This is a genomic window from Methylobacterium sp. NPDC097929, from assembly GCF_049543375.1.
Lineage (GTDB): Bacteria > Pseudomonadota > Alphaproteobacteria > Rhizobiales > Beijerinckiaceae > Methylobacterium.
Map to the genome: position 1 here is coordinate 251,769 of NZ_JBMVEP010000002.1, position 25,650 is coordinate 277,418.

The following is a 25,650-nucleotide window of genomic DNA, read 5'->3' on the forward strand; positions in this document are numbered from 1 at the left end:
CAAGGAAGAGAGATTAATCCTTTCCGGCGGGTGACAGAACCGGCCCGTTTCTCGCATCTGCGAAGAAGCCGCGCGCGGTGGACCGTTGTAGGGCGTCGGCCGATCCGCTAACCCGGTGCCTCAGTGGGCGGGCGCAGCCTTTCGCTGCGGCGCCACAACGGAGCGGAAGTCGGCCTCGACTCTCGCTCCGGTGCTGTTCCCGTCGCGAGAAAGGGTCCGCGATCCCATGAGCGCTTCCGCCAGCACCATCATCGTGGGCGACAAAAACGTCGAACTGCCCATCAAGACCGGAACGATCGGCCCGGACGTGGTCGATATCGGCAAGCTCTATGCCCAGACCGGCAAGTTCACCTTCGATCCCGGCTTCACCTCGACCGCCTCCTGCGAGTCGAAGATCACCTATATCGACGGCGACGAGGGCGTGCTGCTCTATCGCGGCTACCCGATCGAGCAGCTCGCCGAGAACGGCGACTTCCTCGAGACCGCCTACCTGATGCTGTTCGGCGAATTGCCGAGCTCGGCCCAGAAGGCCGATTTCGACTACCGGGTCACGCGCCACACCATGGTGCACGACCAGATGAACCGCTTCTTCCAGGGCTTCCGCCGCGACGCCCACCCGATGGCGGTGATGGTGGCCTGCGTCGGCGCGCTCTCGGCCTTCTACCACGACTCGACCGACATCTCGGACGAGCAGCAGCGGATGATCGCCTCCCTTCGCATGATCGCGAAGATGCCGACGCTGGCGGCGATGGCCTACAAGTACACGATCGGCCAGCCCTTCGTGTATCCGAAGAACGACCTCGACTACACCTCGAACTTCCTGCGGATGTGCTTCGCGGTGCCGTGCGAGGAGTACGTCGTCAATCCGATCTACGCCCGCGCGCTCGACAAGATCTTCATCCTGCACGCCGACCACGAGCAGAACGCCTCCACCTCGACGGTGCGGCTCGCTGGCTCCTCGGGCGCCAACCCGTTCGCCTGCATCGCCGCCGGCATCGCCTGCCTCTGGGGCCCGGCTCATGGCGGCGCCAACGAGGCGGCGCTCAAGATGCTCATGGAGATCGGGCATCCCGAGAACGTGCAGAAATACGTCGCCAAGGCGAAGGACAAGAACGACCCCTTCCGCCTGATGGGCTTCGGCCACCGGGTCTACAAGAACTACGACCCCCGCGCGCGCATCATGCAGAAGACCACCCACGAGGTGCTGAACGAGCTCGGCCTGAAGGACGACCTCCTCGAAGTCGCCATCCAGCTCGAGCAGATCGCCCTCAAGGACGACTACTTCATCGAGAAGAAGCTCTACCCGAACATCGACTTCTACTCGGGCATCACCCTGAAGGCGCTCGGCTTCCCGACCTCGATGTTCACGGTGCTGTTCGCGCTGGCCCGCACGGTCGGCTGGATCGCGCAGTGGGCGGAGATGATCGAGGACCCGTCCCAGAAGATCGGCCGTCCGCGCCAGCTCTATGTCGGCGCCGACCGGCGCGACTACGTGCCGATCGGCCAGCGCAGCTGATCGCGGCGACGATGGGGGCGCTCCGGCGCCCCTTTTTCGTTTCCGGGCCGAGGACACGGTGGTCCCCACGATGACGACGTGCGGTCGAAGCCGCGGCTATCATTCCAGGGCCGGTTCTCTCGCCGATGCGAGTTGGGGCCCAATCTTCGTCCGATCAAAGCCCCAGGTCGCGCTTCAAGCGCACCACGACGCGGTCCAGCGCGCCGAGGAAGGCCGAGCGGTCCTTCGGCGAGAAGGGTCTGGGGCCGCCGGTGATCGCGCCGGCCTCGCGCAAATCCTGCATCAGGTTCCGGGTCGCCAGCGCAAGGCCGACGGAGGATTCGGTGAAGGCCTTGCCGTTCGGAGCGAGCGCGACCGCGCCGGCCTTGACGCAGCGGCTCGCGAGCGGAACGTCCGCCGTGATGACGACGCTGCCGCGGCCCACCCGCTCGGCGATCCAGTCATCGGCCGCATCGAATTTGTCGCCGACGACGACACGCTCGATCCAGGGCTCCCGCGGCAGGTTCAGGAAGCCGTTCGAGACCACGTAGACGTGGAGCCCGTAGCGGGCCGCGACGCGGTAGACCTCGTCCTTCACCGGGCAGGCATCGGCATCGACGTAGATCGCGATCACCGGGGCCGTCGCGTCCTCGCTCATGCCGCTCGCCGCGCCTCCAGCACGATCCGCGCCGCCGCCCGGCTCGGCTCGTCGTCTTCCGAGAGCCGCATCCGCCCGTCGATGCGGGCGAGCGCGTCGAGTTGGGCGCGCCGGGCCGGGCCGCCGGCCATGAGGGGCGCGAGCGTTTCGGCGAGGCGCTCCGGGGTGCAGGCGGCCTGGACGAATTCGGGCATCGCGTTCTCGGAGAGGATCAGGTTCGGCAGCACGATCGTCGGCACCTGGATCAGGCGGCGGGCGATGACTTCCTCCACCCGCGAGACCTTGTAGGCCACCACCATCGGCACGCCGGCCAGCGCCAATTCGAGCGTCACGGTGCCCGAGGCCGCGAGCGCGGCGCGCGCCCGGCGGAAGGCGGCGTGCTTGGCCGCCTCGCCGTGGACGATGCGCGGCGGGCGCTCCCAGGCGACGGCCAGACGCTCGATCAGGGCGCGGTGGCGGCTCACCGCCGGCAGCTCGATCTCGAACGGCCCGATCCGCCGGGCCAGATCCGCGACCGTCCGGCCGAAGACCGGCATCAGCCGCTCGATCTCGGAGCGGCGCGAGCCCGGCAGCACCGCGAGGATCGGCGGGCGCCCCTCGCGGATCGCCGCCTCTTCGGGCGAGGGCCGGAGTTCGGCCAGACGCTCGATCAGGGGATGGCCGACATAGGTGCAGGCGGGCCCGCCCAGGCGGCGATGCGCCTCCGGCTCGAAGGGCAGCAGGGCGAGCACGTGGTCGATGAAGGGCACCATGCCCTTGGCGCGCCAGGGCCGCCAGGCCCAGACGCTCGGCGAGACGTAATCGACGATAGGCAGGTCCGGCAGTCGCTTGCGCACGCGGGTCGCCACGGCGTGGGTGAAACCGGGGCTGTCGATGATGACGAGCACGTCCGGCCGCGCCGCGACCACGTCGTCCACGGTCTCGCGGATGCGCCGCAGCAGCGTGCGGGCGCGGGCGAGAACCGGGAGATATCCCATCACCGCCACGTCATCGATGGAGAAGAGCGAGCGGAAGCCCTCCGTCTCCATGGCCTCGCCGCCGACGCCGCCCAGCGTCAGCGCCTCGGGGGAGAGCGCGCGCAGCGCCCGGATCAGCTTGGCGCCGAGCTGGTCGCCGGAATCCTCGCCCGCGACGAGCCAGATGCGCCGATGGGTCGTGCGGGGCGTCGCGCCGTGCGTCATGGCGCGACCTCCACGCCGATCAGGAACAGGCCGGCGGCATCCGCCGCCGCGACGGTCTGCGGCGCATCGATCACCAGGGTATGGCCGGCACCGATGGCGATGCCGGCGCAGCCCGCATCCGCGGCCCGGCGCACGGTGCGCGGGCCGATAGCGGGCAGGTCGATGCGCAGATCCTGGCCGAGCTTGGGCAGCTTGACGAGCACGGTGCCCTTGGGCGCCGTTCCGCGGCCGAAGGGCTTGCGGCCGAGCGCGCGGGCGCGGGCGAGCATCCGGTCGGTGCCCTCCGGCCCCTCCACCGCGACGATGCGCTCGGCGGCCACCACGGCGGCCTGGCCTACGTCGAACGGACTCAGCGCGCCGAGCATGGCCCGACCCGTGGCGATCGAGAGGGCGGCGGCGGCGTCCGGCTCCAGGCGGCCGAGCCGGCCTGGCCGGCCGAGCAGATCGGGCGCCACCTCGTGGACGCCGAGCACCCGGTGCCCGTTCTCCTCCAAGAGCGCGAGGACCGCGCGGAGCAGCCGGTCGTCGCCGCCGGCGAGACTCTTGAGGATGTCGCGGTTGCGCACGGCATGGGCCGCGTTCAGCAGTGCCGCCGGGCTCGGGCGGGTCACGCCGCCCGCCGGGACCACCGCGGCCGGCGCCCATTCCCGCAGGATGTGCAAGGTGCCGGGGATGTCGAGAAGGTCGACCACGGCATCGGCCCGGCGGCGCATCGCCCGCTCGGTGAAGCCGCGAACCGCGAGCACCCGGAAGGGACGGCCGGCCCGGTCGAGCGAGGCCGCCACGAGTTCCGGCAGGCGGCCCGCACCGGCCACCAGGGCGAGGGGCCGGGCGGGATCGACCACGCCGATGGCCTCAGGCGGCCGCGGCGACGGCGCGGGGCGTGCAGATCGAGCGCTTGCCGCCCTCCCGGATGAAGGCGAGGATCTCGCGGATCGCGGGATGGGTGTCGAACTCGGCGGCCACGTCCTCGACGCGCTCCATCAGCGTGCCCTCCTGCGCGAAGAGCAGCCGGTAGGCCCGGCGCAGGGCATGGATGTCCTCGCGCGAAAAACCGCGGCGCTGCAGGCCGATGATGTTGAGACCGGAGAGGTAGGCGCGGTTGCCGAGTGCCATGCCGTAGGGGATGCAGTCGTTCTCCAGGCCGGACAGGCCGCCGACGAAGGCGTGATCGCCGACGCGGGCGAACTGGATCACCGCGGCGCCGCCGCCCAGGATCGCGTAGTTGCCCACCGTGCAATGGCCGGCGAGCATGACGTTGTTCGAGAAGACGACGTGATCGCCCACCCGGCAATCGTGGCCGACATGGCTGTTGGCGAGGAAGGTGCAGTGGTTGCCCACCACCGTCTCCAGGCCGCCGCCCGCGGTGCCGGGATTCATGGTGACGCCCTCGCGGATCAGGCAATCCGCGCCGATGGCGAGCGTCGAGGGTTCGCCGCGGTACTTCAGGTCCTGCGGCGGGTGGCCGATGGAGGCGAAGGGATAGAGGCGGGTGCGCGGGCCGATTGTGGTCCGGCCGGCGAGCACGACGTGGCTGACGAGTTCGCAGCCCTCGCCCAGCACCACCTCGGGCCCGATATGGCAGAACGGACCGATCCTGACGCCGTCCCCGAGACGGGCGCCGTCCTCGACGACGCTGCTCGGGTGGATTCCCTCGGGCACAGACTTCACTCCGTCACCAGCATGGCGCCGATCTCGGCCTGCGCCACGAGCGCGCCGTCGACGCGGGCCTCGCCGCGGAACCACCACATCGTCTTGCGCTGGTTCATCTTCGTCATGTGGAAGCGGACTTGGTCGCCGGGCACGACGGGCTTGCGGAACTTGCACTTGTCGATGGTCATGAAGAAGACCTGCTTGGTGCGCAGCTCATCGCTCATGATGTGGCGGCAGCAGATCGCCCCGGCCGTCTGGGCCATGCCCTCGATCAGCAGCACGCCGGGGAAGACCGGCAGGCCGGGGAAGTGCCCGGTGAATTGCGGCTCGTTGGCGGTGACGTTCTTGATGCCGATGCAGCTCTCGTCCCGGTCGATCTCGATGATGCGGTCGATCATGAGGAAGGGATAGCGGTGGGGCAGCAGTTCCAGCACCTTCTGGATGTCGGCCGAACTCAGCTCCCGCGTCTCGCTCATCGGTCCCAACACTCCCAGCCCACGCTTGCCCGGCGGCTTCCGCCACTCGATCCGGTGACCTTTATCCGGTGAAGGCCGCCCTCTTCGGCAGAAAATCGGGCGGATGCAAGACTTTTGCGATTCCGGACGCTTCCCGGGCCGGGATACGTGCCGGTTGTCGGGAGAGAAGCGGCCTCAACCGCCGAGCGTCTCCTCGACGAGGCGCGGATTCTTCTCGAGCAGCGCCAGCAGCACGCGGGCCGGCCCTTCCGGCCGCCGACGACGCTGCTCCCAATTGCGAAGGGTGCCGACGGCGACGCCGATCCGTCGCGCGAAGGCGTCCTGCGACAGCGCGGAGGCCTTTCGCACGGCCGCCACGTCGATGTCGTCGGGGACGTGCACCCGAAGACCGGGAACGGTCTTGCCACGGGCGTGCGCGCCGGCCTGCTCCAGGCTTCGTTTCAGCGCATCGAAGGTCGACTCGTCCATCGCCCCGTCCTCAAAACAGCGTCTCGACCAACCGCGCCAGCATCTGCGCCTGGGCCGGCGTCAGGTTGGCCTGCTCGTTCTTCGCGTAGGCCAGGAGCAGATACACGCCGCGCGCGTGCACGAAACACGTGATGACCCTTGCTCCCCCGCGCTTGCCGCGCCCGGCCAGCGGCACACGCACCTTTCGCAGTCCACCCGTGCCGGGGATCACGTCGCCGGCCGATGGGTCGGCCGCGAAGAAATCCACGACCGCGGCGCGCTCCTGTGCAGTCATCAGGCGCTCCGCCGACCGAAGGTCGATCTCGGTCTCGATGACGGTCTGGAGCGGGTCGGCCATGAAGACAGATGAGCGGACCGCCAACCTACGTCAATGGCGCAGAGACGACAATTCGGACGAGTCGGCGCGAGCGGGCCGGCCGTCACGCCGGCGATCAGACGATGCGGCGGTCGAGCCGGATGATCCGGCAGGGATCGCCGGCCCGGGCGGGGGGCGCGTCGGGCGGACGGATCAGCAGGGCCTCGCTGGCGCCCAGCACCGCGAGCATCGAGGAATCCTGCCGCGTCTCCGGGTGGACGACCGGCAACCGGTCCGGCGCCAGCTCCAGCCGTGCGCGCAGATAGTCCTGGCGCGCGTCGTTCTCCGGCATGTCGCGGCCGAGGAGGGCGGGCTCGCTGCGGTCCTCGCCCGCGCGCGGATCGCCGAGCAGGGCGCGGAGCGCGGGCACCACGAAGAGCAGGCCGCAGACGATCGAGGAGACCGGGTTGCCCGGCAGCCCGATCACGAGCATCGGCCCGAGACGCCCGTGCATCAGGGGCTTTCCGGGGCGCAGAGCCACCCGCCAGAAGCCGAGCTCCATGCCTTCCGCGCCGAGCGCCGCCTGGACGAGATCGTGGTCGCCGACCGAGGCGCCACCGAGGGTGACGAGGAGATCCGCTCCCGCCGTCCGGGCGCGGCTCACGGCGTCCCGCAGGGCGCCGATATCGTCGGCGGCGATGCCGAGATCGATGGTCTCGGCGCCGGCCTCCTGCCCGAGGGCGGCGAGCGCGAGGCCGTTCGAGGCGACGATCTGATCCCATTCGGGCCGCTCGCCCGGCCGCACCAGTTCGTCGCCGGTCGCGAGCACGGCCAGCCGCGGCCTGCGGCGCACCGACAGCGCGGCGTGGCCGGCGCTGGCGGCGAGCGCGAGCCGGCGTGCATCGAGGGTCTCGCCCGCTCTCAGGAGGGTGTCGCCCTCCCGGAAGTCGAGCCCGGCCCCGCGCAGGAACCGGCCCGCGGCGACGGGCTCGCGGGCGGTCACGGTCTCGCCGTCGGCCTCGGCGTTTTCCTGGATCAGGATCGCGTCGGCGCCGGCCGGCACGGGTGCGCCGGTGAAGATGCGGACCGCCTCGCCGGGTCCGAGCGTCCCGGAGAAGCCGTGGCCGGCGGCGCTGGTGCCGATCAGGCGCAGGCTTGCCGGAACCGGGGCGATGTCGGCGGCGCGCACGGCGTAGCCGTCCATGGCGGAGGCCGGGAAGGGGGGCTGCGTGCGGGTGGCGGCGAGATCGGCGGCCAGCGTCCGGCCGGCCGCACTCTGCACGGCCACGGTCTCGGCCTCGACCGGACCGGGGATCGCCGCGAGGATTCGGGCCAGTGCGTCGGCGACGGAAAGGAGGCCGCTCAAGCCCCGGCCTCCGCGCTCCAGGACCCGGACTTGCCGCCCTCCTTCGACAGCAGGCGGATGCCCTCGATGCGCATGCCCCGATCGGCCGCCTTGACCATGTCGTAGACCGTCAGGCAGGCGACCGAGACGGCGGTGAGCGCCTCCATCTCTACGCCGGTCTGGCCCTGCACCTTCACCTCCGCGGTGAGCCGCAGGCCCGGCAGGGCGTCGTCGGGCTCGCAGGTCAGGCGCACCTTGGTGATCAGCAGCGGGTGGCAGAGGGGAATCAGCTCGTGGGTGCGCTTGGCCGCCATGATGCCGGCGAGCCGCGCGGTGCCGATCACGTCGCCCTTCTTGGCATCGCCCTCGCGGATCAGCGCCAGCGTCTCGGGCCGCATCACCACCACGCCCTCGGCGAGCGCCGTGCGGGAGGTCGCGGCCTTGTCCGAGACATCGACCATGTTGGCCGCGCCGGTGCGGTCGATATGCGTGAGGGCGCCGCTCACCGCCCGGCCTCGCCGAACAGCAGCGCGCGGGTCGCCGCCGTCACGTCGGGCCGGCGCATCAGGCTCTCGCCGACCAGCACGGTGTTGAGCCCGTGCTCCTTGAGGCGCCGCACGTCTGCGTGGGAGCCGATACCGCTCTCGGCCACGGCGATGCGGTCGGCGGGGATGCCCGGCTTCAGGGAGATCGCCGTCTCGAACGAAACCTCGAAGGTCTTGAGGTTGCGGTTGTTGACGCCGACCAGCCGCGTGCCGAGCGGCAGGGCGCGCTCCAGCTCCTGCGCGTCATGGACCTCGACCAGCACGTCCATGCCGAGATCGTGCGCCGTCTCGGTGATGGCGGCGGCCTCCGCATCGTCGAGGCAGGCCATGATGACGAGGACGCAATCGGCACCCCAGGCGCGCGCCTCGTAGACCTGATAGGGTTCGAACAGGAAGTCCTTTCGCAGGACCGGCAGATCGCAGGCCGCGCGCGCTTCCGTCAGGAACTCGGGCGCGCCCTGAAAGGAGGGGGTGTCGGTCAAGACCGAGAGGCAGGTGGCGCCGCCCTCGGCATAGGCCCTCGCCAGCGTCTTCGGGTCGAAATCGGCGCGGATCAGACCCTTGGAGGGCGAGGCCTTCTTGATCTCGGCGATCAGGGCCGGGCGGTCGGCGGCGATGTGGGCGGCGATGGCGTCGGCAAAGCCGCGCGGAGCCTCGGCCCTGGCGACCTGCTTCTCGAGCTTGGCGAGCGGTAGGCGCAGCTTCGCCTCGGCGATCTCGCGGCGCTTGTAGGCCTCGATGCGCGCCAGCACGCTCGTCCGTTCCGGCGCCGAAGCGGCGGTCACGTCGGCCACGATGTCGTCCATCGGCTATTCCTTGGAAGCGTTCGAGGCCGTCTATCACGCATTGGAAACGGCGACGAGGCGGGCGAGCGTCGCCCGCGCCGCGCCCGAATCGATCGCGTCCTGCGCTCGCGCGACGCCCTCGGCCAGCGTGCCGGCCGCGCCCGCCACCACGAGCCCGGCGCCCGCGTTCAGCACGGCGATGTCGCGATAGGCGTTGCGGGCGCCCTCCAGCACCGCGCTCAGGGCCACGGCGTTGTGCTCGGGGTCGCCCCCGCGCAGATCCTCCAGGGTCGCGAGCGGCAGGCCGACCTCGCACGGATCGACGGTGAAGTGCGAGAGCGCGCCGTCCTCCAGAGCGACGACGGCGGTCGGGCCGGTGGTGGTGATCTCGTCGAGCCCGTCCGAGCCGTGCACGGTCCAGACCCGGCGGCTGCCGAGCGTGGCCAGAACCCGCGTCAGCGGCTCGGCCCAGGCGGCGCGCGAGACGCCGAAGACCTGCGCCGTCACCCCGGCCGGGTTCGAGAGCGGCCCCAGCATGTTGAAGATGGTGCGGAACGGCAGTTCGGTGCGGATCGGCGCGACGTGGCGCATGGCGCCGTGATGCGTCTGCGCGAACATGAAGCAGAGCCCGGCCTCCGCGAGGCATCGAGCGAGCGCGTCCGGGGCCAGGCCGATCTTGACGCCGAGCGCCGCGAGCACGTCGGCGGCACCCGAGCGGGAGGTGGCGGCGCGGTTGCCGTGCTTGGCCACCGGCACGCCGCAGGCGGCGGTGAGGATCGCGGCCAGCGTCGAGACGTTGTAGCTGCCCGAATGGTCCCCGCCCGTGCCGACGATGTCGATGGCGCCTGCCGGCGCCGCGACGGGCAGCATCCGCGCGCGCATCGCCGAGACCGCGCCGACGATCTCGTCCTCGCTCTCCCCGCGCACCGCGAGCGCGGTGAGGAAGGCGCCGGCCTGGATCGGCGTCACCTCGCCCGAGAGCAGGTCGTCGAAGGCGGCGCGGGCCTGCTCCCGGCTCAGCGGGGCGCCGGCCGCGATGGCCGCAAGGTGGGATTTGAAGGCGTCCATGGGTCGGGCTCTGCTCAACTCCTCTCCCCTCCGCGGGAGAGGGTGGCCCTCGCGTCGGCGAGGGTCGGGTGAGGGGAGCGCCGCGTCCGGAAGAACCTGAGCCGGCCCCTCTCCCGCCTCGCATCCGCGAGGCACCCTCCCCCGCAGAGGGGGGAGGGAGGAGGGTCGTGCCTCGTCAATGCACGGCTCGCCCGCCCTTGTCACGCGCGGGCCGCGGACTCCTTCCGCCACGCGGCGGCGATGTCGAGGAAGTTGCGCAGGATCTGCGTGCCGTGGTTCGAGAGGATGCTCTCGGGGTGGAACTGCACGCCGTGGACCGGCAGGTCGCGGTGCTGCAGCCCCATGATGAGCCCGTCCGCCTCCGCCGTCACCGCGAGATCGTCGGGGCAGCTCGCCCGGTCCACCACCAGCGAGTGGTAGCGGGTGGCGGAAAAGCCCTCGTTGATGCCGCGGAAGACGCCCTTCGCCTCGTGCCGGATCGTCGAAATCTTGCCGTGCATGGGGGAGGGCGCCCGCACAACATCGCCGCCATAGGCCTGCCCGATGGTCTGGAGGCCGAGGCAGACGCCGAAGATCGGGATCTCGGCCCCCAATTCCCGCACCGCGTCGAGGCAGATCCCGGCCTCGTTGGGCGTGCAGGGCCCGGGCGAGAGCACGAGCGCGTCCGGCGCCCGCTCGCGGATGCCGGCGACGTCGATCGCGTCGTTGCGCACCACGTCGATGCGCCCGCAGAGCGGGCCGATCAGGTGGACGAGATTCCAGGTGAAGGAATCGTAGTTGTCGATGACGAGGACGTTGGACATCGAAACTCAGCCGTGGCGCCTTGCGTCCCAGACACGCTCTCATCCTGAGGTGCCGCGGAGCGGCCTCGAAGGATGAGGGTGGTGTCGGGATAGCCGTGAGCGAGAGGGGTGGCGCTGGGCCGCCGGCAAGTCAAGACGGCGCGCCGGCGCGCCTACTGCCCCCGCTTCGCCCGGCTCGCGAAGAGCACCGCATCCTCCGCCGCGCGGAACAAGGCCTTGGCCTTGTTCACGCATTCCTGCTGCTCGGAAGCCGGATCGGAATCGTAGACGATGCCGGCCCCCGCCTGCACGTGCATGCGTCCGTCCTTCACGATCGCCGTGCGCAGGACGATGCAGGTGTCCATCTCGCCGCGCGCGCCGAAATAGCCGATGCAGCCGCCATAGGGTCCGCGCTTCTCGCGCTCCAGCTCGTCGATGATCTCCATCGCCCGCACCTTGGGCGCGCCCGAGACGGTACCGGCGGGGAATCCGGCGGCGAGCGCCGAGAGGGCGTCGTGGGCCGGATCGAGATCGCCCTCGACGTTCGAGACGATGTGCATGACCTGGGAATAGTATTCCAGGAAGAACGAACCCGTGACGGTGACGCTGCCGATCCGCGAGACGCGGCCGACATCGTTGCGGCCGAGATCGAGCAGCATCAGGTGCTCGGAGCGCTCCTTCGGGTCGGCCAGCAGTTCCTCCGCCAGGTCCTTGTCCGCGGCGGGCGTCGCGCCCCGCGGCCGGGTTCCGGCGATCGGCCGGATCGTCACCTTGCCCTCGCGCACCCGAACCAGGATCTCCGGCGAGGAGCAGACGACCTGGAACGCCTCGAAGTCGAGGTAGCATAGGAAGGGCGCCGGATTCGTGCGGCGCAAGGAGCGGTAGAGCGCGAAGGCGGGCAGGGTGAAGGGCGCCTCGAAGCGCTGCGACAGCACCACTTGGAAGATGTCGCCGGCGACGATGTACTCCTTCGCCCGCGCCACCATCCCGAGGAAGGCCTCCGGCTCGGTGTTCGAGACGGGGGAGGGCGGGGGCAGGCTCGCCCCATCCGCCCGGGCCTCGACCGGCAGAGGGCCTTCGAGGGCCTCCGCCACCCGGTCGAGGCGGGCCTGCGCCGCCTCCAGGGCGGCCGTCGCGCCGACGCCGTCGGCGGGGCGCACCGGGGTAACGACGGTGAGCGCGTCGGCCACCGCGTCGAACACCACCATGACCCGCGGGCGCACGAGGATCGCATCCGGCACGCCGAGCGGGTCGGGGTTGGGCTCGGGCAGCCGCTCCATGGCGCGGACCATGTCGTAGCCGAGATAGCCGAACAGGCCCGCCGCCATCGGCGGCAGGGCGGCGCTCTGCGCGTCGTCCCCCACCGCGCTTTCGGCGATCAGGGCCCGCAGCGACTCGAGCGGCGCGCGCGTGTCGGGCGCGAAGTCGGTGAGCGCCGCGTCGCGGGCGATCTCGGGGCGCCCGTCGCGGCAGCGCCAGATCAGGTCGGGGTCGAGCCCGATCATCGAGTAGCGCCCGCGCACGGCGCCGCCCTCGACCGATTCGAGCAGGAAGCCGGGGCCGGCATGCCCCGCCTTCAGCTTCAGGAAGGCCGCCACCGGCGTTTCGAGATCGGCCACCAGGGTGAGGCCGAGTAGGCTCGGCCGTCCCGCCGCGTAGGCTTGCGCCACCGCCTCGTGAGCAGCCCCTTGCGCAGGCCCCTGTGCAGACTGGCTCATCGACGCCTCAGTACTCGCCGCCCAGCGCCCGCCGGAAGGCGGTCTGGTTGACCTTCACGCCCGCGCTCTTCTGCACCTCGGAGATGAACTCGCCGAGGACGTCGTCGGCGAGCGCCGTGCGCAGGGAGTTCACGAGCTGCCCGTCGGCCGCCGTGCCCGGCACGAAGGCCGGCATGGTCGCGGCCGTCACCTTGAACACGGCGCGCCCGTCGCCGGAGGGCGCCGAGGCCGCTTTGCCGACCGGCGTGGTAAAGATCCGCTCGACGATCTCGGGAGAGAGGTCGTCCTTGCTCTGGCTGCGGCCGATCTCGGTCACCTCCTTGAGCGGCAGGCCGGTCTCCTGCGCCAGGGTCTCGATGGCCTCGCCCTTCTCCAGGCGCTCGGTCAGCTCCTTGGACTTGGCCACGAGACGCCGGTCGGTCTCGGCCCGGGTCCAGCCCTGCACGACGGCGTCGCGCACCTCCGCCAGCGTCTTCTCGCGGGAGGGGTCGATCTTCACGACATCGTACCAGATCGCGCCGCCGCTCTTGGTGCGCAGGGCCTCGGTGTCGTTGCCGACATCGGCGCGAAAGGCGGCCGGAAGCGTGGTCTCCTTGTCGGGAATGCCGGTGACGGGCTGGCCGGACGGGTCGTTGCCCTGGGCGTCCACGGCGGGAATCGTCACGAGCGTGAGTCCGCGCTCCCCCGCGATCTCGGCGAGCGGCTTGGCCGCGGCGCGGGCATCCTCGATGGCATCCTGCGCCTTGTCGAAGCCGCTCTCGCGGACGCGCCGCAGCGCCACCTCCTTGCGGACCTCGTCCTTCACCTCCTCGAAGGGCTTGATCGAACCGGGCTCGATCGCGGTCACGCGCAGGAGCACGGTGCCGAAGCGGCCCTTGACCGGCTCGCTCACCTTGCCGGGCTCCAGGGCGAAGGCGGCGTTGCCGACCGCCGGGTCGAACAGCTCGGATTTGGCCAGCGTGCCGAGGTCGAGCTGCTTCGGGTCGAGCCCGCGGGCGGCGGCCACCGCCTCGAACGGCTCCTCGCCGCTCTCGATCTTGGCCCGCGCCTCCCGGGCGGCGGCCTCGTCGGGGAAGCTGATCTGCTGGATCGTGCGCCGTTCCGGCTTGCCGAAGCGGCTCTGGTTGGCCTGATAGGCCGTCCGGGCATCCTCCTCGGTGACCTCCTCGGGCTTGGCCAGCGCCTCGGGCTCCAGCACCAGCAGGTTCAGGCTGCGGTATTCGGGGGCGCGGTAGGAGGCCTTGTTGTTGTCGAAGTAGGCCGTGAGCTCCTCGTCCGTCGGCGCCGGGATCTCGCCCGCGGCGGAGGGCGCCAGGCTCAGCACCGCGGCGGCGCGGCGCTCGGTGGAGTAGCGGTGCACCGCCTCGCGCAGCGCCTGCGGCACCGGCAATTCCGAGACGATGGAATCGGCGAGCTGCAGCCGGGCGATGACCGAGCGCTGCTCGCGCACGAACATCGGCTCGTTCAGGCCCGCCCGCTGCAGCGTCTGATAGAACAGCGTGCGGTCGAAGGTGCCGTTGGCGTTCTTGAAGCTCGGCTCGTCCTGGATCGCCCGCAGCACCGCCGCGTCGGAGACGGCAAGGCCGAGATCCGTGGTCTTCTGGTCGAGCGCCGCCTCGGTGACGAGCTGGGCCAGAACCTGGCGCTCCAGGCCCATCGCCCGCGCCTGGTCGGGCGTCAGCGTCCGCTTCATCTGGGCCTGATAGCGCTGGAGCTGGTTCTGGTAGGCGGTGCGCACCTCCTCGGCCGAGATCGGGGTCTTGCCGACCGTGACCACGGTGCTGCTCGAGCCGCCGCGGAAGAACTCTTCCACACCGAAGATCGCCACGCCCGCGATCAGGAAGGTGAAGATCACCGACAGCACGATCTTGCCGAGCCAGTGCTGGCTGGCGCTGCGAATGGACTGGAGCATCGGACGCCCGGACCTGAAACCACGCGAAAAGAGGCCCGAACGCGCGCGAGCGCGGGGACCGTGTCGAGCCTCGCGATAGACGATCGGGGCGCCCGCGCAAAGGGCATGCCGTCGGCGTCACGCGAACGGCCGTGGACCCGTTTGCGCGCCCAAGCCCGCTCTGCTAGGCCCGCCCGCACAGGGTCGAGCTTCACCATCCAGACAACGGAGAACCGAGAGACCATGGCAAGCGAGGGACGCCGTCCGCTGGTTGCCGGCAACTGGAAGATGAACGGCCTGCGCTCCTCCGTCCCGATCGTCGAGGCGATCCGCGACGGGTTGTCGCCCGCGCTCGTCGAGAAGATCGACGTCCTCATCTGCCCGCCCGCGACGCTGATCTCCTCCTGCGTCGCCGCAGCCTACGGCTCGCCCGTCGCCATCGGCGGCCAGAACCTGCACGCCCGTCCGAACGGCGCCTTCACCGGCTCCATCTCAGCGGAGATGTTCGCCGATCTCGGCGCGACCTACGTCATCGTCGGCCATTCCGAGCGGCGCGCCTACCATTACGAGACCGATGACGGCGTCCACGCCAAGGCGCTCGGCGCCCGGCGCGCGGGCCTGCGCGGCATCATCTGCGTCGGCGAGACCATGGAGGAGCGCCAGCAGGGCCGGGCGCTGGACATCGTGCGCGCGCAGCTCGCCATCGGCCTGCCGAAGGGCGCCACCAGCGAGGACACGGTGATCGCCTACGAGCCGGTCTGGGCCATCGGCTCCGGCCGCACCCCGACGGCCAAGGAGATCGCCGAGGTCCACGCCTCCCTGCGCGAGATGCTCGACAAGCTGGTCGGCCACGAGGCCCACAAGATCCGCATCCTCTACGGCGGCTCGGTGAAGCCCTCGAATGCCCGCGAGTTGATGGCGGTGGAGAATGTCGACGGCGCGCTGGTCGGCGGTGCCAGCCTCGTGGCGGAAGACTTTCTGGGGATCTGCCGCGCCTACGAGGGCTGATGTCGCCGGGATCTGCCGCCGGCCGCATCCCGGCGGGCGCGCGGCGGTGGGCTCACTTGGCCGCGATCGCGGCGCTGCTTCTTCCGCCCGGCGGCGCATCGGGGACCGAGACGAGCACGGCCGAGGCGCCCGAAGGCGGGTGCCGCTTGACGGTCGATATCCCCGACGGATTCGTCGCGCGGCAGGATCGGAACGGCCTCGTCCTGCAACCGATCGGGCAGGAGGGCCGGCGCGCCCTCTTCGAGATCCGGCTCAGGCCGGGATCCGGCGGTGATGCGGCCGCCCTGACGAGGGTCCGCACCCTCGGTCCACACCGTGTCCGCTACCGTCTGGACCGGGACACCGTGGGCTCGGGCGGCCAGGAGAGCACGCTGGTGGCCGAGAAGCCCATGACGGACGGCCGCGTGCGGATGGAGGCTTGGCTTCAGCGGGACGACGGGGCGGAGCCCGATTTCGGTCCCGCCTGGCTCGCGCTCGCGGCGGCAAGGTGCAGCGCCTCCGGACCGTCCAGCACGCTCCCGAAATGATGCCGCCACAGGGTGGCCCCGAGGGCGCCCGAGCGGTCGAGGGACGACCCGACGCTGAGCCATCGCAGCAGGGTCGGGCGCAGTCCGGCATCGAACAAGAGGAAGCCGGCGGCGAGGCAGCAGGTCTCGGCCTGCACGCCGCAGACGAGGACGCGCTCCACCCCCACCGCCCTGAAATGCTCGATCAGCTCGGGGGGCGGCAGGTAGCCGTGCTTGACGAAGACCCGGTCGGCCGGAACCAGCGGCGCCGCGTCCACCGGCGGCGTCCAGCCGAGCTGCCCCGCGAAGGGCGTCACCGCTTCGTCGTGCCGCTCCACCGTCGCGACGGTGTGCAGCCGGCGGCTCAGCGCGGCGATCCCGGCGACGACCGCCTCCGGCACGGGGAAGCCGGGCTGGACATCGACGACGAGCAGGGCCTGCCCGCCGGCCGGAAGTCGCTCGCGCCGGGTGTCCAGGGACGTGCTCAGGCCTCGCGGGCCGGCGACTTGGCCACCGCCTCCTTGGTCCGCTCGATCATCGCGAGCACCGCGACGTAGAAGGCCTGCTGCAGCGGGCTCATCGCGTCCGGGCGGATCTCGTCGGAGAGCGCGGCCTGCAGCTCATCCATCGCCCGTGCCCGGCCCGCCGGATCGGGCCGATCCAGGGCGATGCGCAGGAGGTCCGTCTGGACGGCGGCCATCTCCTCGCGGTCGGCGCGGTCGATGAAGGCGCGCAGGCGCCCGGCTTCGGCTCTGAAATCGGTCATCTCCGTCCTTCGCACGGAGCGCGCCCGCAAGGCCAGCCACGGTCGCGGACCGGAGGCGATTGTCCCGCCTCGGGGCGCGATGCCCGGTTGGCGCGGATGGGCAAACGGTGTAGGAGCCCCCACTTCGTGCGGCGGAACCCGCGGGCGCGCCGCTTTTGCGCGCGACCAGTGTTTCGCAGGCCGCACCCCGAGAGCGTCCGCGCCGAGCGGGCACTGGAATCGCAATGCAGACCGTCCTCATCGTCGTCCACCTCATCATCGTGCTGTCGCTCATCGCCGTGGTGCTGCTTCAGCGCTCGGAGGGTGGTCTCGGGCTCGGCGGCGGCGGGGGCGGCGGCGTCTCCGGCTTCATGACCGGCCGCGGCCAGGCGAACGCGCTGACCCGTGCCACCGCGATCCTCGCGGCCCTGTTCTTCACCACCAGCATCGCGCTCGCGATCATGGCCCACCGCAGCGCCGCGCCGCGCTCGATCCTCGACGGGACCGAGCAGCAGGGCCAGACGCAGACCGACAAGCCGGTGAACGCCGACAACCTGCTCGACACGCTGCGCCAGGGCGGCGCCGGCCAGCCGAGCTCGGTCCCGACCGACGCGCCGGCCAAGGCGGCGACCCCGGCTCCCGCGGCTCCGGCTCCTGCCGCACCGGCGGCGCCTGCGCCGGCCGCGCCCGCCCCCGCGACGCCCGACGCGCCGCAATCGCGCTGAGGATGACCCGTCCGCCGCACCGGCGGTCGGACGATCTGCGGAGAAGACCCTCGCGGCCGGTGCTTCGGCCGCGAGACCCTGAACGAATTTCCTCAACGGCATCAGGGGCGTTGCGCCCATGTCGCTCTCCGCGCGGCCGGCGGGGTGCGGCAACCGTTGCGGTTTGGCGAATCGCTTGAGCCCCTTTATGGACCAAAGCCCATGACGCGGTACGTCTTCATCACCGGCGGCGTGGTTTCCTCCCTGGGCAAGGGTCTCGCCTCCGCCGCCCTCGCGGCCCTGCTCCAGGCGCGCGGATACCGGGTGCGGCTGCGCAAGCTCGACCCCTATCTCAACGTCGATCCGGGGACGATGAGCCCGACCCAGCACGGCGAGGTCTTCGTCACCGACGACGGCGCCGAGACCGACCTGGATCTGGGCCATTACGAGCGCTTCACCGGCTTGGCCGCGAGCCGCGCCGACAACGTGACCACGGGGCGGATCTACCTCGACATCATCACCAAGGAGCGGCGCGGCGACTATCTCGGCGCCACCATCCAGGTGATCCCGCACGTCACCAACGCCATCAAGGCCTTCGTCCTCGACGGCAACGACGCGTACGACTTCGTGCTCGTCGAGATCGGCGGCACGGTCGGCGACATCGAGGGCCTGCCCTTCTTCGAGGCGATCCGCCAGATCGGCCAGGAGCGCCCGCGCGGCAGCGTCTGCTACCTGCACCTCACGCTGCTGCCCTACATCCCCTCGGCCGGCGAGCTGAAGACCAAGCCGACGCAGCACTCCGTGAAGGAGCTGCGCTCCATCGGCATCCAGCCCGACATCCTGCTCTGCCGCTGCGACCGGCCGATCCCGGTGGACGAGCGGCGCAAGCTCGGCCTGTTCTGCAACGTGCGGGAGAGCGCGGTCATCGAGGCCCGCGACGTCGACACGATCTACGCCGTGCCGCTCTCCTACCGCGAGGCGGGGCTCGACCGGGAGATCCTGGCCCATTTCCAGATGGAGCCCGAGGGCGAGCCGAAGCTCGAGCGCTGGCAGAACATCCTCGAACGGGTGCGCAACCCCGAGGGCGAGGTCACCATCGCCATCGTCGGCAAGTACACGGGGCTCAAGGACGCCTACAAGTCGCTCACCGAGGCGCTGACCCATGGCGGCATCGCCAACAACGTGCGCGTCAACCTCGAATGGATCGAGGCGGAGGTGTTCGAGCGCGAGGACCCGGCGCCGTTCCTCGAAGGCTTGCACGGCATCCTCGTGCCCGGCGGCTTCGGCCAGCGCGGCGCGGAGGGCAAGATCCGCGCGGCCCGCTACGCGAGAGAGCGCAACATCCCGTATTTCGGCATCTGCTTCGGCATGCAGATGGCCGTGATCGAGGCGGCCCGCTCGCTCGCCGGCATCGAGAGCGCCAATTCCACCGAGTTCGGCGAGACCCGCGAGCCGGTGGTCGGCCTCCTCACCGAGTGGATGCGCGGCAACGAGCTGGAGCGGCGCGCGGCCGAGAGCGACCTCGGCGGCACCATGCGGCTCGGCGCCTACAAGGCGACGCTCGGTGCGGGCACCAAGATCGCGCAGATGTACGGCGGCACCGAGATCTCGGAGCGCCACCGGCACCGCTACGAGGTCAACATGGCCTACCGCGAGTGCCTGGAGGCCAAGGGCCTGCGCTTCTCCGGCACCTCGCCGGACGGGCTCCTGCCCGAAACGGTGGAGCACGAGGGCCATCCGTGGTTCATCGGCGTCCAGTTCCACCCGGAGCTGAAGTCGCGTCCCTTCGAGCCGCACCCTTTGTTCAAGGGCTTCATCGCCGCGGCGATCGAGCAGAGCCGATTGGTCTGAGGCGAGGAGCGACAGGGTGACGACGATCGCGGGCCTGCCGGCCTTCCTGGCCTACTTCGCCGTCTCGCTGGGGCTCGTTGCCCTCTACCTCGTCACCTACCTCACCGCGACCGCGCATCGGGAGATCGCCCTGGTGCGCGAGGGCAACCTCGCCGCCGCGCTCGCCCTCGGGGGAAGCCTGCTCGGCTACGCGATCCCTCTCTCGGCGGCAGTGCGCTATTCCGGCTCGCTCCTCGACTGCATCGTCTGGGGGCTCGTCGCCCTCGTCGTGCAGGTCGCCGTCTACTGGCTGATGCGGCCGCTGCTGCCCGAGCTGTCCCGGCGCATCGACGAGGGGGAAACGGCGCCGGCGGTGCTGCTCGGGGCCGCCTCCCTGGCGGGCGGCCTCGTGAACGCCGCCTGCATGAGCTACTGACGCCGTGGCGGACGAGCGCGCGCCCGCGAAACGCTTCGGCCGCCGGATATCGGGCGAGCCCGCGCCGGCCGTCACCCCGCCCGACAGGGGCGCGATCAAGCGCTCGCAGACGGTCTCGACCGTGCTCGTGGCGGGCGCCGGCCTCGCCGCGCTCAGCCTCGGCAGCGTCACCCGGACCGCCCCGTCCCGGGACGTTCTGGTCTATGCCGATCCGTCCGCCTGCGCCGCCGAGGGCATCCGGCCGGCGGGCGAATGCCACAGCGAGTACCGCATCGCCCGCGCCGCCTATCCGGGCACGGCGCCGCACTACGACAGCCAGGGCGCCTGCGAGCGCCACCACGGCGGGTCCCGCTGCCTCGACGACGCGACGGCGGTCGGCTCGCTCCGCTTCGTGCCGCGCATGGCGGGCTACATGATCGGCCGCAGCGCCGCGCAGGGCGTCACGCCCGAGCCCGTCTACGACCACGCCAGCGGCCATGGCGGCCATGGCGGAAGCTACTGCACCGGTTCCGGCACGAAGGTCTCGACGGGATCGGGCGGCTCCGCCTCGTCGGGCAAGGTCCACGCGTCCTCCCCCGGCAGCAAGGTCTCGTTCGGCGGCTTCGGGAGCAGCGGCAAGGGCTTCTCCTCCTTCGGCGGCAGCTGATGCGACGCCTCGCCTGCGGAGAGCGGCCCGGCTGGCGGGCGATCGCGGAAGCGGCGGGCTTTGCCTTCCACACCATCGACGGCGCGCCCTACTGGGACGAGAGCTACGCCTACGCCTTCAGCCTGCGCGAGATCGAGGACGACATCGAGGCCCCGGCCGCCGAGCTGCACGCCCTCTGCCTCGACTTCGCCGCCGCGGCGGTGGAGGACGAGCGCATCCTCGCCTCGCTGCGCATCCCCGAGGCGGCCTGGGACGCGGTGCGCACGAGCTGGCGCCGGGGCGATCCGAGCCTGTACGGCCGGCTCGACTTCTCCTACGGCGGCACGGGGCCGGCGAAGCTCCTCGAATACAACGCCGATACGCCGACCGCCCTCTACGAGAGCGCCGTCTTCCAGTGGCACTGGCTGGAGCAAGGCCTGCGGGACGGACGGCTGCGGGCGGGCAGCGATCAGTTCAACGCGATCCACGAACGGCTGATCGCGCGCCTGACCGAGATCGTGGCGCCGGGGCTGACGGCCTTTGCCGCCGACACGAGCGGGCCGGAGGATCTCGGCACGGTGGCCTACCTCCAGGATTGCGCGGTGCAGGCGGGCCGCGAGACCGTGCTGCTCGACCTCGCGCAGATCGGCCTGCGGGCCGACGGCGCCTTCTGCGGGCCGGACGAGCGCCCCGTCGCGACGCTGTTCAAGCTCTACCCCTGGGAATGGGCCTTCCAGGACGCCTTCGGCGCGGCGGTGGCCGCCTCGTCCACGCGCTTCCTCGAACCGCCCTGGAAGATGGTGCTCTCCAACAAGGGCCTGCTCGCCCATCTCTGGGCGCGCGAACCGGGCCACCCGAACCTGCTGCCGGCCTTTTTCGAGGCGGACCCGGCCTGCGCCAGCGTGAGCGGCGCCCATGTGCGCAAGCCGCTGCTCTCGCGCGAGGGCGCCAATGTCGAGATCTTCTCGGGGGAGGGCGCCCGCATCGCCGGGGAGGAGGGGCCCTACGGCGCGGAGGGTTTCATCCGCCAGGGGCTGGCGGAGCTGCCCTTCTTCGACGGGCGGCGCCCGCTGGTCGGCGCCTGGATCGTCGGTGATGCGCCGGCCGGCCTCTGCATCCGCGAGTCGGACGGCCCGATCACCGGCGACGGCGCGCTGTTCGTGCCGCACCTCATCGAGCCGGCCTGAGAGCGCCCGCGCAAGGGAAAGGGGGCCGGATCGGCTCCGGCCCCGTCACCCCCGCGACTTCAGTCCCGCTCAGCGGGCGCCGGTGCCACCCGAGGCGCCGCCTGCGCCGCTGGTGCCCATCGTCCCGCCGGTCGTGGCGCCCGGGGCCATGGTGCCCGTCGAGCCCGTGGTGGCGCCGGGGTTGTCGTTGGTCGGCCGCATGCTGTTGCCGGTGTTGTTGCGCACGGGGCTGGCGCTGTCCGTGGTGCCGCCGGTGCCGCCCTTGCCGGTGCTCGATTGGGCGAGGGCCGCCCCCGAGACGGCGAGGGTCAGCGCGGCGGCCAGCGCCAGGGTCTTGGTGAGATCGTTGGTCGGCATGGTTCGTTCCTTCCCTTGAATCGATTGTGGAGGACGAACCCGCCGCCGCAGGCATTGTTTCAGAGCGAAGCCGCCACGAGGCCCGCCGGGCCGGAATTCGAGCGACCGCGACGCTGCGTCCGCACTGCCGGTGGACCGCCGAACCCTATATGCAGCCGAGCCGTGACCGAGATCCTCTTCTACCACCTCCAGCGCCAGCCCCTCGAGAAGGTGCTGCCCAACCTGCTCGAGAAGTCGCTGGAGCGCGGCTGGCAGGCGGCCATCCAGGCCGTGACCGAGGAGCGGCTGCAGGCGCTCGACGACGGCCTGTGGACCTACACCGACGAGAGCTTCCTGCCCCACGGCACCGACCGCGACACCGATGCGGCGACACAGCCCGTCGTGCTGACCTTGAGGGAGATCAATCCCAACGGCGCCTCGATCCGCTTTCTGGTCGAGGGAGCGGAGCTGCCGGAGGATGCCGGGGCCTACCAGCGGATCTGCATCCTGTTCGACGGCACCGACACGGACGCCCTGCTCCATGCCCGCGAGCAGTGGCGCGGCGCCAAGGCCGCCGGGCACGCGGTCGACTACTGGCAGCAGGACGAGAGCGGGCGTTGGACCAAGAAGGCGTGAGGCGAGCGCCCCGCCTCCCATCGAACCCCGACGAGGATCGCAGACGAGCCATGAGACGAGTCATGACGCAGCCCCTCACGCCCCCTCGTCCGCCCCGCGCGATCCGGATCGGCCTCGCCGGCCTGCTCTGCGTCGCCGTCGGCCTCGGCCCGCTTCCCGTCCTCGCCCAGCACGGCCAGCCGCCGGCTCAGGGGCCGCGACAGGAGCAGGGCCCCGCCCGCAAGGCGCCCGAGGGGCGCCGCCTGCCGCCGGATTCGACCACCGAGCACAGCCTCGACCTGCCGAACGGGCGAAAGCTCGGCTTCACCGCCACCGCCGGCAGCCTCGCGCTGGTCGACGAGGACGGCAAGCTCCAGTCCGAGATCGCCTTCATCGCCTATCAGAAGGCCGGCAAGCCCGAGGAGCGCGCCGAGCGGCCCGTCACCTTCGGCGTCAACGGCGGACCCGGCGCGGCCTCGGCCTATCTCAACATCGGCGCGATCGGCCCCTGGCGCCTGCCGACCGACGGCGCCTCGATCAGCCCCTCGCAGTCGATCGCCCTGCAGCCGAACCCGGCCACCTGGCTCGACTTCACCGACCTCGTCTTCATCGATCCCGTGGGCACCGGCTACAGCCGCGCCGCGGACGGGGACGCCAAGAAGTACTGGGGCGTCGATTCCGATGCCTCCGTCCTCGCCGCCGCCATCGCCCGCTACCTGCGCCAGAACGACCGGCTCGCTTCCCCGAAATTCTTCGTCGGCGAGAGCTACGGGGGCTTTCGCGGACCGCTGATCGCGCAGAAACTCCAGCAGGACGTGGGCGTGGGGCTGTCGGGCCTCGTGCTCGTCTCGCCCGTGCTCGATTTCAACTGGCTGCAGACCGCCCGTACGACGCCCTGGGGCTTCGTCACCAAGCTCCCCTCCTTCGCCGCCGCGGCCCTGGAGCGCTCCGGCACGACGCCGAGCCGCGCGCTGATGCGCGACGCGGAGAGCTACGCGGCCGGGGAATATCTCACCGACCTGCTGAAGGGTCCGAGCGACCGCGAGGCGGTGGCCCGGCTGACGGGCAAGGTCGCGGCGCTGATCGGCCTCGACCCCGAGACCGTGCGGCTGCAGGCGGGGCGGCCCACGGTCCACAGCTACCAGCGCGAGATCGGGCGGGACATGGGCCGCGTCGCCTCCGCCTACGATACGGGCGTGACCGGCTGGGACCCCGATCCGACCGCGCCCCATTCGGGCTTCGAGGATCCGGTGCTGACCGCGCTCCAGGCGCCGCTCACCACCGCCATGGTGCAGCTCTATACCGGCCGTTTGAACTGGCGCGTCGAGAACATGCGCTACGAACTGCTGAACGGCGCGGTCAATCGCGGCTGGAACTGGGGCTCGGGCCGCTCGGCCCCGGAGGTGATGGGCGCGCTGAAAGACGTTCTCGCCCTCGACGGGACCCTGCGGGTCCTCGTGGTGCACGGCTTCACCGACCTCGTGACTCCCTACTTCGCCTCGAAGCTGCTGATCGACCAAGTGCCCGCCTACGGAACGGGCGACCGGCTGAAGCTCTCCGTTTATCCCGGCGGCCACATGTTCTACACGCGGCCCGATTCCCGCAACGCCTTCCACGACGATGCGGCCGACCTGTTCGCCCGCGCCCTGGAGGCCCGCTCCGACGGAAGCGCCCGCCCCGGGCGGGCGACGGGCGAGACCGGACCGGAGAAGAGACCGACGCCTTGAGACGACCGACCGCGCTGATCCCCATCCTCCTCCTGGCGGGCTGCACCACGTCCGAGCGCGCGGCGCCGCTTCGGCCGCCGCCCCCGCCGAGCGCCGTGCTCCCCGCCGCCCCGGCCGCGCACGCCGTCTCCGGACCGGTGCTCGACGGGAGCGGCGCCTGCACGGGAACGGCACCGGGCGGCGCGGCCGCCATCGAGACCGGCATCGGCGAGTGCGAACTCGTGCGCCTGAAGGGCCGCCCGCCCACCGACGTGCTGATCGGCGAGGGGCGCTCGGGACGCGAGGTGCAGGTGCTCTACATGGAGCCCGGCGCCAAGGAGCTGTATTTCTTCGTGAACAACCGCCTCGATCGTATCGTACGTTAGCGCGGGACCCGACTGGGCTGGCGCTTGCTTGTCCCTCGGCCGGTTCTGTGAACCGCCGGGCGGAAGGCGAGAAGCCATGGCTCACGAGTATCGGTTCGGGATCGAGGAAGAGCTGTTCCTGGCGGACGGCCGCACTCGCTCGGCGCCACGCGAATCGGTCTCCGACTTCCACAAGGCGGCGCGCAGCCGCCTCGACGGCGTCGAGCGCGAATTGCTGGAGAGCCAGGCGGAGATCTGCTCCAAGCCCTCGACGAGCTTCGCGGAGACGCACGAGGCGCTGGCCAAGCTGCGCACCGGCCTGTGCGCCATCGGCCGCGAGCACGGCCTGAAGGTCTTCGCCGCCGGCACCCACCCGACGGCGGTCTGGACCGACCAGCGCGAGACCGCCAAGGTCCGCTACCGCAGGATGATCGAGACGCTTCAGATGGTGGGGCGGCGCTCCATCGTCAGCGGCCTTCATATCCATGTCGAGGTGCCCGAGCCGGGCCAGCGGATCGCGCTGATCAACCGGCTGATGCCGTTCCTCCCCGTTCTCCTGGCACTCTCGACCTCCTCGCCCTTCTACGAGCGCCACCGCACCGGGCTGGCGGGCTACCGCCTGCGGGCCTATGCCGAGCTGCCGCGCACCGGATTGCCCGAGCTGTTCGCCGACGATGCGGATTTCGAGCGCTACGTGCGGGTGATGACGCGGGCCGGCGCGATCGAGGACGCGACCTTCCTGTGGTGGCACATCCGCCCCTCGGTCCGGTACCCGACCCTGGAATTACGGGTGGCCGACAGCTGCACCCGCCTCAAGGACACGCTGGCGATCGCCGCCCTCTACCGCTGCCTCGTGCAGCTCTGCGTGCGCCGGCCCGAGCTGAATGCCGGGCCGACCGGCGCCTCGCGCGGCTTCGTGATGGAGAACCTCTGGCGGGTGCAGCGCGAGGGCATCCACGCCGCCCTGATCGACGAGGCGGCGGACGAGGCCGTGCCCCTGCGCCGGCTCGTCGAGCGCCTGCTCGACCTCGTGGCGGAGGATGCGGCGGCGCTCGGCTGCGCCGCGCAGGTCGCCCACGCGCTCACCATCGTCGAGTGCGGCTCCAGCGCGGACGGGCAGATCCGCGCCTACGAGGCGTCGCTGGCGGCGGGGAGCAGCGAGCGCAAGGCGCTCTCCTGCGTCATCGACTGGCTCGCCCGCGAGACCGCCGACTGCGCCCTCTGAGG

29 protein-coding genes are annotated in these 25,650 nt (G+C 71.3%); 12 read left to right on the plus strand and 17 right to left on the minus strand.

All coding sequences use genetic code 11. The features are described from left to right. The first annotated feature begins 226 nt into the window (after positions 1–226). Positions 227–1,516 (plus strand): citrate synthase, encoded by a 1,290-nt coding sequence (gene gltA / locus ACPCJR_RS09220; protein ID WP_391511870.1) that lies wholly within the window; start codon positions 227–229, stop codon positions 1,514–1,516. Positions 1,517–1,670: 154 nt separating this feature from the next. On the opposite strand, the gene ACPCJR_RS09225 is transcribed toward gltA, so the two are convergent. From ACPCJR_RS09225 to ACPCJR_RS09290, 14 genes are all read right to left on the minus strand, one after another. Then, complete coding sequence (locus ACPCJR_RS09225) at positions 1,671–2,153, minus strand: YaiI/YqxD family protein (protein WP_391511871.1); 483 nt, start codon at positions 2,151–2,153, stop codon at positions 1,671–1,673. After that, positions 2,150–3,334, minus strand: a complete 1,185-nt coding sequence (gene lpxB, locus ACPCJR_RS09230; RefSeq protein WP_391511872.1) for a lipid-A-disaccharide synthase — start codon at positions 3,332–3,334, stop codon at positions 2,150–2,152. The genes ACPCJR_RS09225 and lpxB overlap by 4 nt, the downstream gene beginning before the upstream one ends. After that, entirely contained in the window at positions 3,331–4,179 is an 849-nt protein-coding gene (locus ACPCJR_RS09235; protein WP_391511874.1) for an LpxI family protein, read from the minus strand. The genes lpxB and ACPCJR_RS09235 overlap by 4 nt, the downstream gene beginning before the upstream one ends. A 10-nt stretch (positions 4,180–4,189) precedes the next feature. Beyond that, positions 4,190–4,996: an acyl-ACP--UDP-N-acetylglucosamine O-acyltransferase gene (gene lpxA, locus ACPCJR_RS09240; protein WP_391511875.1), complete on the minus strand. Its 807-nt coding sequence runs from the start codon at positions 4,994–4,996 to the stop codon at positions 4,190–4,192. A gap of 5 nt (positions 4,997–5,001) precedes the next feature. Continuing rightward, positions 5,002–5,463: a 3-hydroxyacyl-ACP dehydratase FabZ gene (fabZ, locus tag ACPCJR_RS09245; protein WP_391511876.1), complete on the minus strand. Its 462-nt coding sequence runs from the start codon at positions 5,461–5,463 to the stop codon at positions 5,002–5,004. 174 nt (positions 5,464–5,637) lie between these two features. Further along, positions 5,638–5,931, minus strand: a complete 294-nt coding sequence (locus ACPCJR_RS09250; RefSeq protein ID WP_391511877.1) for a helix-turn-helix domain-containing protein — start codon at positions 5,929–5,931, stop codon at positions 5,638–5,640. 10 nt (positions 5,932–5,941) lie between these two features. Beyond that, positions 5,942–6,268 carry a type II toxin-antitoxin system RelE/ParE family toxin gene (locus ACPCJR_RS09255; protein WP_391511878.1) on the minus strand — a complete coding sequence of 109 codons (327 nt, stop codon included), beginning with the start codon at positions 6,266–6,268 and terminating at the stop codon, positions 5,942–5,944. A gap of 94 nt (positions 6,269–6,362) precedes the next feature. After that, positions 6,363–7,592, minus strand: coding sequence for a gephyrin-like molybdotransferase Glp (glp, locus tag ACPCJR_RS09260; protein WP_391511879.1), 1,230 nt, complete (start codon positions 7,590–7,592; stop codon positions 6,363–6,365). Next, positions 7,589–8,077: a cyclic pyranopterin monophosphate synthase MoaC gene (gene moaC, locus ACPCJR_RS09265; RefSeq protein ID WP_391511880.1), complete on the minus strand. Its 489-nt coding sequence runs from the start codon at positions 8,075–8,077 to the stop codon at positions 7,589–7,591. Before moaC ends, glp begins: the two co-directional genes overlap by 4 nt. Continuing rightward, complete coding sequence (gene trpC / locus ACPCJR_RS09270) at positions 8,074–8,922, minus strand: indole-3-glycerol phosphate synthase TrpC (protein WP_391511881.1); 849 nt, start codon at positions 8,920–8,922, stop codon at positions 8,074–8,076. The genes moaC and trpC overlap by 4 nt, the downstream gene beginning before the upstream one ends. A 33-nt stretch (positions 8,923–8,955) precedes the next feature. Then, positions 8,956–9,969 (minus strand): anthranilate phosphoribosyltransferase, encoded by a 1,014-nt coding sequence (gene trpD, locus ACPCJR_RS09275; protein ID WP_391511882.1) that lies wholly within the window; start codon positions 9,967–9,969, stop codon positions 8,956–8,958. A 200-nt stretch (positions 9,970–10,169) separates the two neighbouring features. Continuing rightward, a complete protein-coding gene (locus ACPCJR_RS09280) occupies positions 10,170–10,772 on the minus strand; it encodes an anthranilate synthase component II (RefSeq protein WP_391511883.1) in 603 nt (200 codons plus the stop codon). Between the two features lie 152 nt (positions 10,773–10,924). After that, entirely contained in the window at positions 10,925–12,469 is a 1,545-nt protein-coding gene (gene trpE / locus ACPCJR_RS09285; RefSeq protein WP_391511884.1) for an anthranilate synthase component I, read from the minus strand. Positions 12,470–12,476: 7 nt separating this feature from the next. Beyond that, positions 12,477–14,381 (minus strand): peptidylprolyl isomerase, encoded by a 1,905-nt coding sequence (locus ACPCJR_RS09290; protein ID WP_391511885.1) that lies wholly within the window; start codon positions 14,379–14,381, stop codon positions 12,477–12,479. Between the two features lie 222 nt (positions 14,382–14,603). Between ACPCJR_RS09290 and tpiA the strand changes: the two genes are divergently transcribed. After that, on the plus strand, positions 14,604–15,368 hold the full coding sequence (tpiA, locus tag ACPCJR_RS09295; RefSeq protein WP_391511886.1) for a triose-phosphate isomerase: 765 nt from the start codon (positions 14,604–14,606) through the stop codon (positions 15,366–15,368). Then, the gene (locus tag ACPCJR_RS09300; RefSeq protein ID WP_391511887.1) at positions 15,368–15,895 is read left to right on the plus strand and encodes a Tsi3 family protein; all 528 of its coding nucleotides are present in this window, start codon (positions 15,368–15,370) and stop codon (positions 15,893–15,895) included. Before tpiA ends, ACPCJR_RS09300 begins: the two co-directional genes overlap by 1 nt. Here the strand turns inward: ACPCJR_RS09300 and ACPCJR_RS09305 are convergent. After that, entirely contained in the window at positions 15,793–16,275 is a 483-nt protein-coding gene (locus ACPCJR_RS09305) for a hydrolase (protein WP_391511888.1), read from the minus strand. The two genes, ACPCJR_RS09300 and ACPCJR_RS09305, sit on opposite strands and share 103 nt — an antisense overlap. Positions 16,276–16,358: 83 nt before the next feature. Continuing rightward, a complete protein-coding gene (locus tag ACPCJR_RS09310; protein ID WP_391511889.1) occupies positions 16,359–16,640 on the minus strand; it encodes a hypothetical protein in 282 nt (93 codons plus the stop codon). A gap of 224 nt (positions 16,641–16,864) precedes the next feature. On the opposite strand from ACPCJR_RS09310, the gene secG reads away from it, so the two are divergent. The 5 genes from secG to ACPCJR_RS09335 all read left to right on the plus strand — a co-directional run bounded on the left by secG (position 16,865) and on the right by ACPCJR_RS09335 (position 21,401). Then, positions 16,865–17,344, plus strand: a complete 480-nt coding sequence (gene secG, locus ACPCJR_RS09315; protein WP_391511890.1) for a preprotein translocase subunit SecG — start codon at positions 16,865–16,867, stop codon at positions 17,342–17,344. 201 nt (positions 17,345–17,545) lie between these two features. Next, a complete protein-coding gene (locus ACPCJR_RS09320) occupies positions 17,546–19,174 on the plus strand; it encodes a CTP synthase (protein WP_391511891.1) in 1,629 nt (542 codons plus the stop codon). A gap of 16 nt (positions 19,175–19,190) precedes the next feature. Then, positions 19,191–19,589 (plus strand): DUF350 domain-containing protein, encoded by a 399-nt coding sequence (locus ACPCJR_RS09325; protein ID WP_391511892.1) that lies wholly within the window; start codon positions 19,191–19,193, stop codon positions 19,587–19,589. 4 nt (positions 19,590–19,593) lie between these two features. Beyond that, positions 19,594–20,235: a DUF1190 domain-containing protein gene (locus tag ACPCJR_RS09330; protein ID WP_391511893.1), complete on the plus strand. Its 642-nt coding sequence runs from the start codon at positions 19,594–19,596 to the stop codon at positions 20,233–20,235. Continuing rightward, complete coding sequence (locus ACPCJR_RS09335; protein WP_391511894.1) at positions 20,235–21,401, plus strand: glutathionylspermidine synthase family protein; 1,167 nt, start codon at positions 20,235–20,237, stop codon at positions 21,399–21,401. The genes ACPCJR_RS09330 and ACPCJR_RS09335 overlap by 1 nt, the downstream gene beginning before the upstream one ends. Positions 21,402–21,470: 69 nt before the next feature. On the opposite strand, the gene ACPCJR_RS09340 is transcribed toward ACPCJR_RS09335, so the two are convergent. Continuing rightward, the gene (locus ACPCJR_RS09340; RefSeq protein WP_391511895.1) at positions 21,471–21,758 is read right to left on the minus strand and encodes a hypothetical protein; all 288 of its coding nucleotides are present in this window, start codon (positions 21,756–21,758) and stop codon (positions 21,471–21,473) included. A 162-nt stretch (positions 21,759–21,920) separates the two neighbouring features. Between ACPCJR_RS09340 and ACPCJR_RS09345 the strand changes: the two genes are divergently transcribed. The 4 genes from ACPCJR_RS09345 (at position 21,921) to ACPCJR_RS09360 (ending at position 25,648) form a co-directional block, all read left to right on the plus strand. Continuing rightward, complete coding sequence (locus tag ACPCJR_RS09345) at positions 21,921–22,373, plus strand: DNA polymerase III subunit chi (RefSeq protein WP_391511896.1); 453 nt, start codon at positions 21,921–21,923, stop codon at positions 22,371–22,373. A gap of 62 nt (positions 22,374–22,435) precedes the next feature. Next, positions 22,436–24,079 (plus strand): S10 family peptidase, encoded by a 1,644-nt coding sequence (locus ACPCJR_RS09350; protein ID WP_391511897.1) that lies wholly within the window; start codon positions 22,436–22,438, stop codon positions 24,077–24,079. Beyond that, positions 24,076–24,444 (plus strand): hypothetical protein, encoded by a 369-nt coding sequence (locus ACPCJR_RS09355; RefSeq protein ID WP_391511898.1) that lies wholly within the window; start codon positions 24,076–24,078, stop codon positions 24,442–24,444. Before ACPCJR_RS09350 ends, ACPCJR_RS09355 begins: the two co-directional genes overlap by 4 nt. Positions 24,445–24,520: 76 nt before the next feature. Beyond that, positions 24,521–25,648: a carboxylate-amine ligase gene (locus tag ACPCJR_RS09360; protein WP_391511899.1), complete on the plus strand. Its 1,128-nt coding sequence runs from the start codon at positions 24,521–24,523 to the stop codon at positions 25,646–25,648. Positions 25,649–25,650 lie beyond the last annotated feature (2 nt).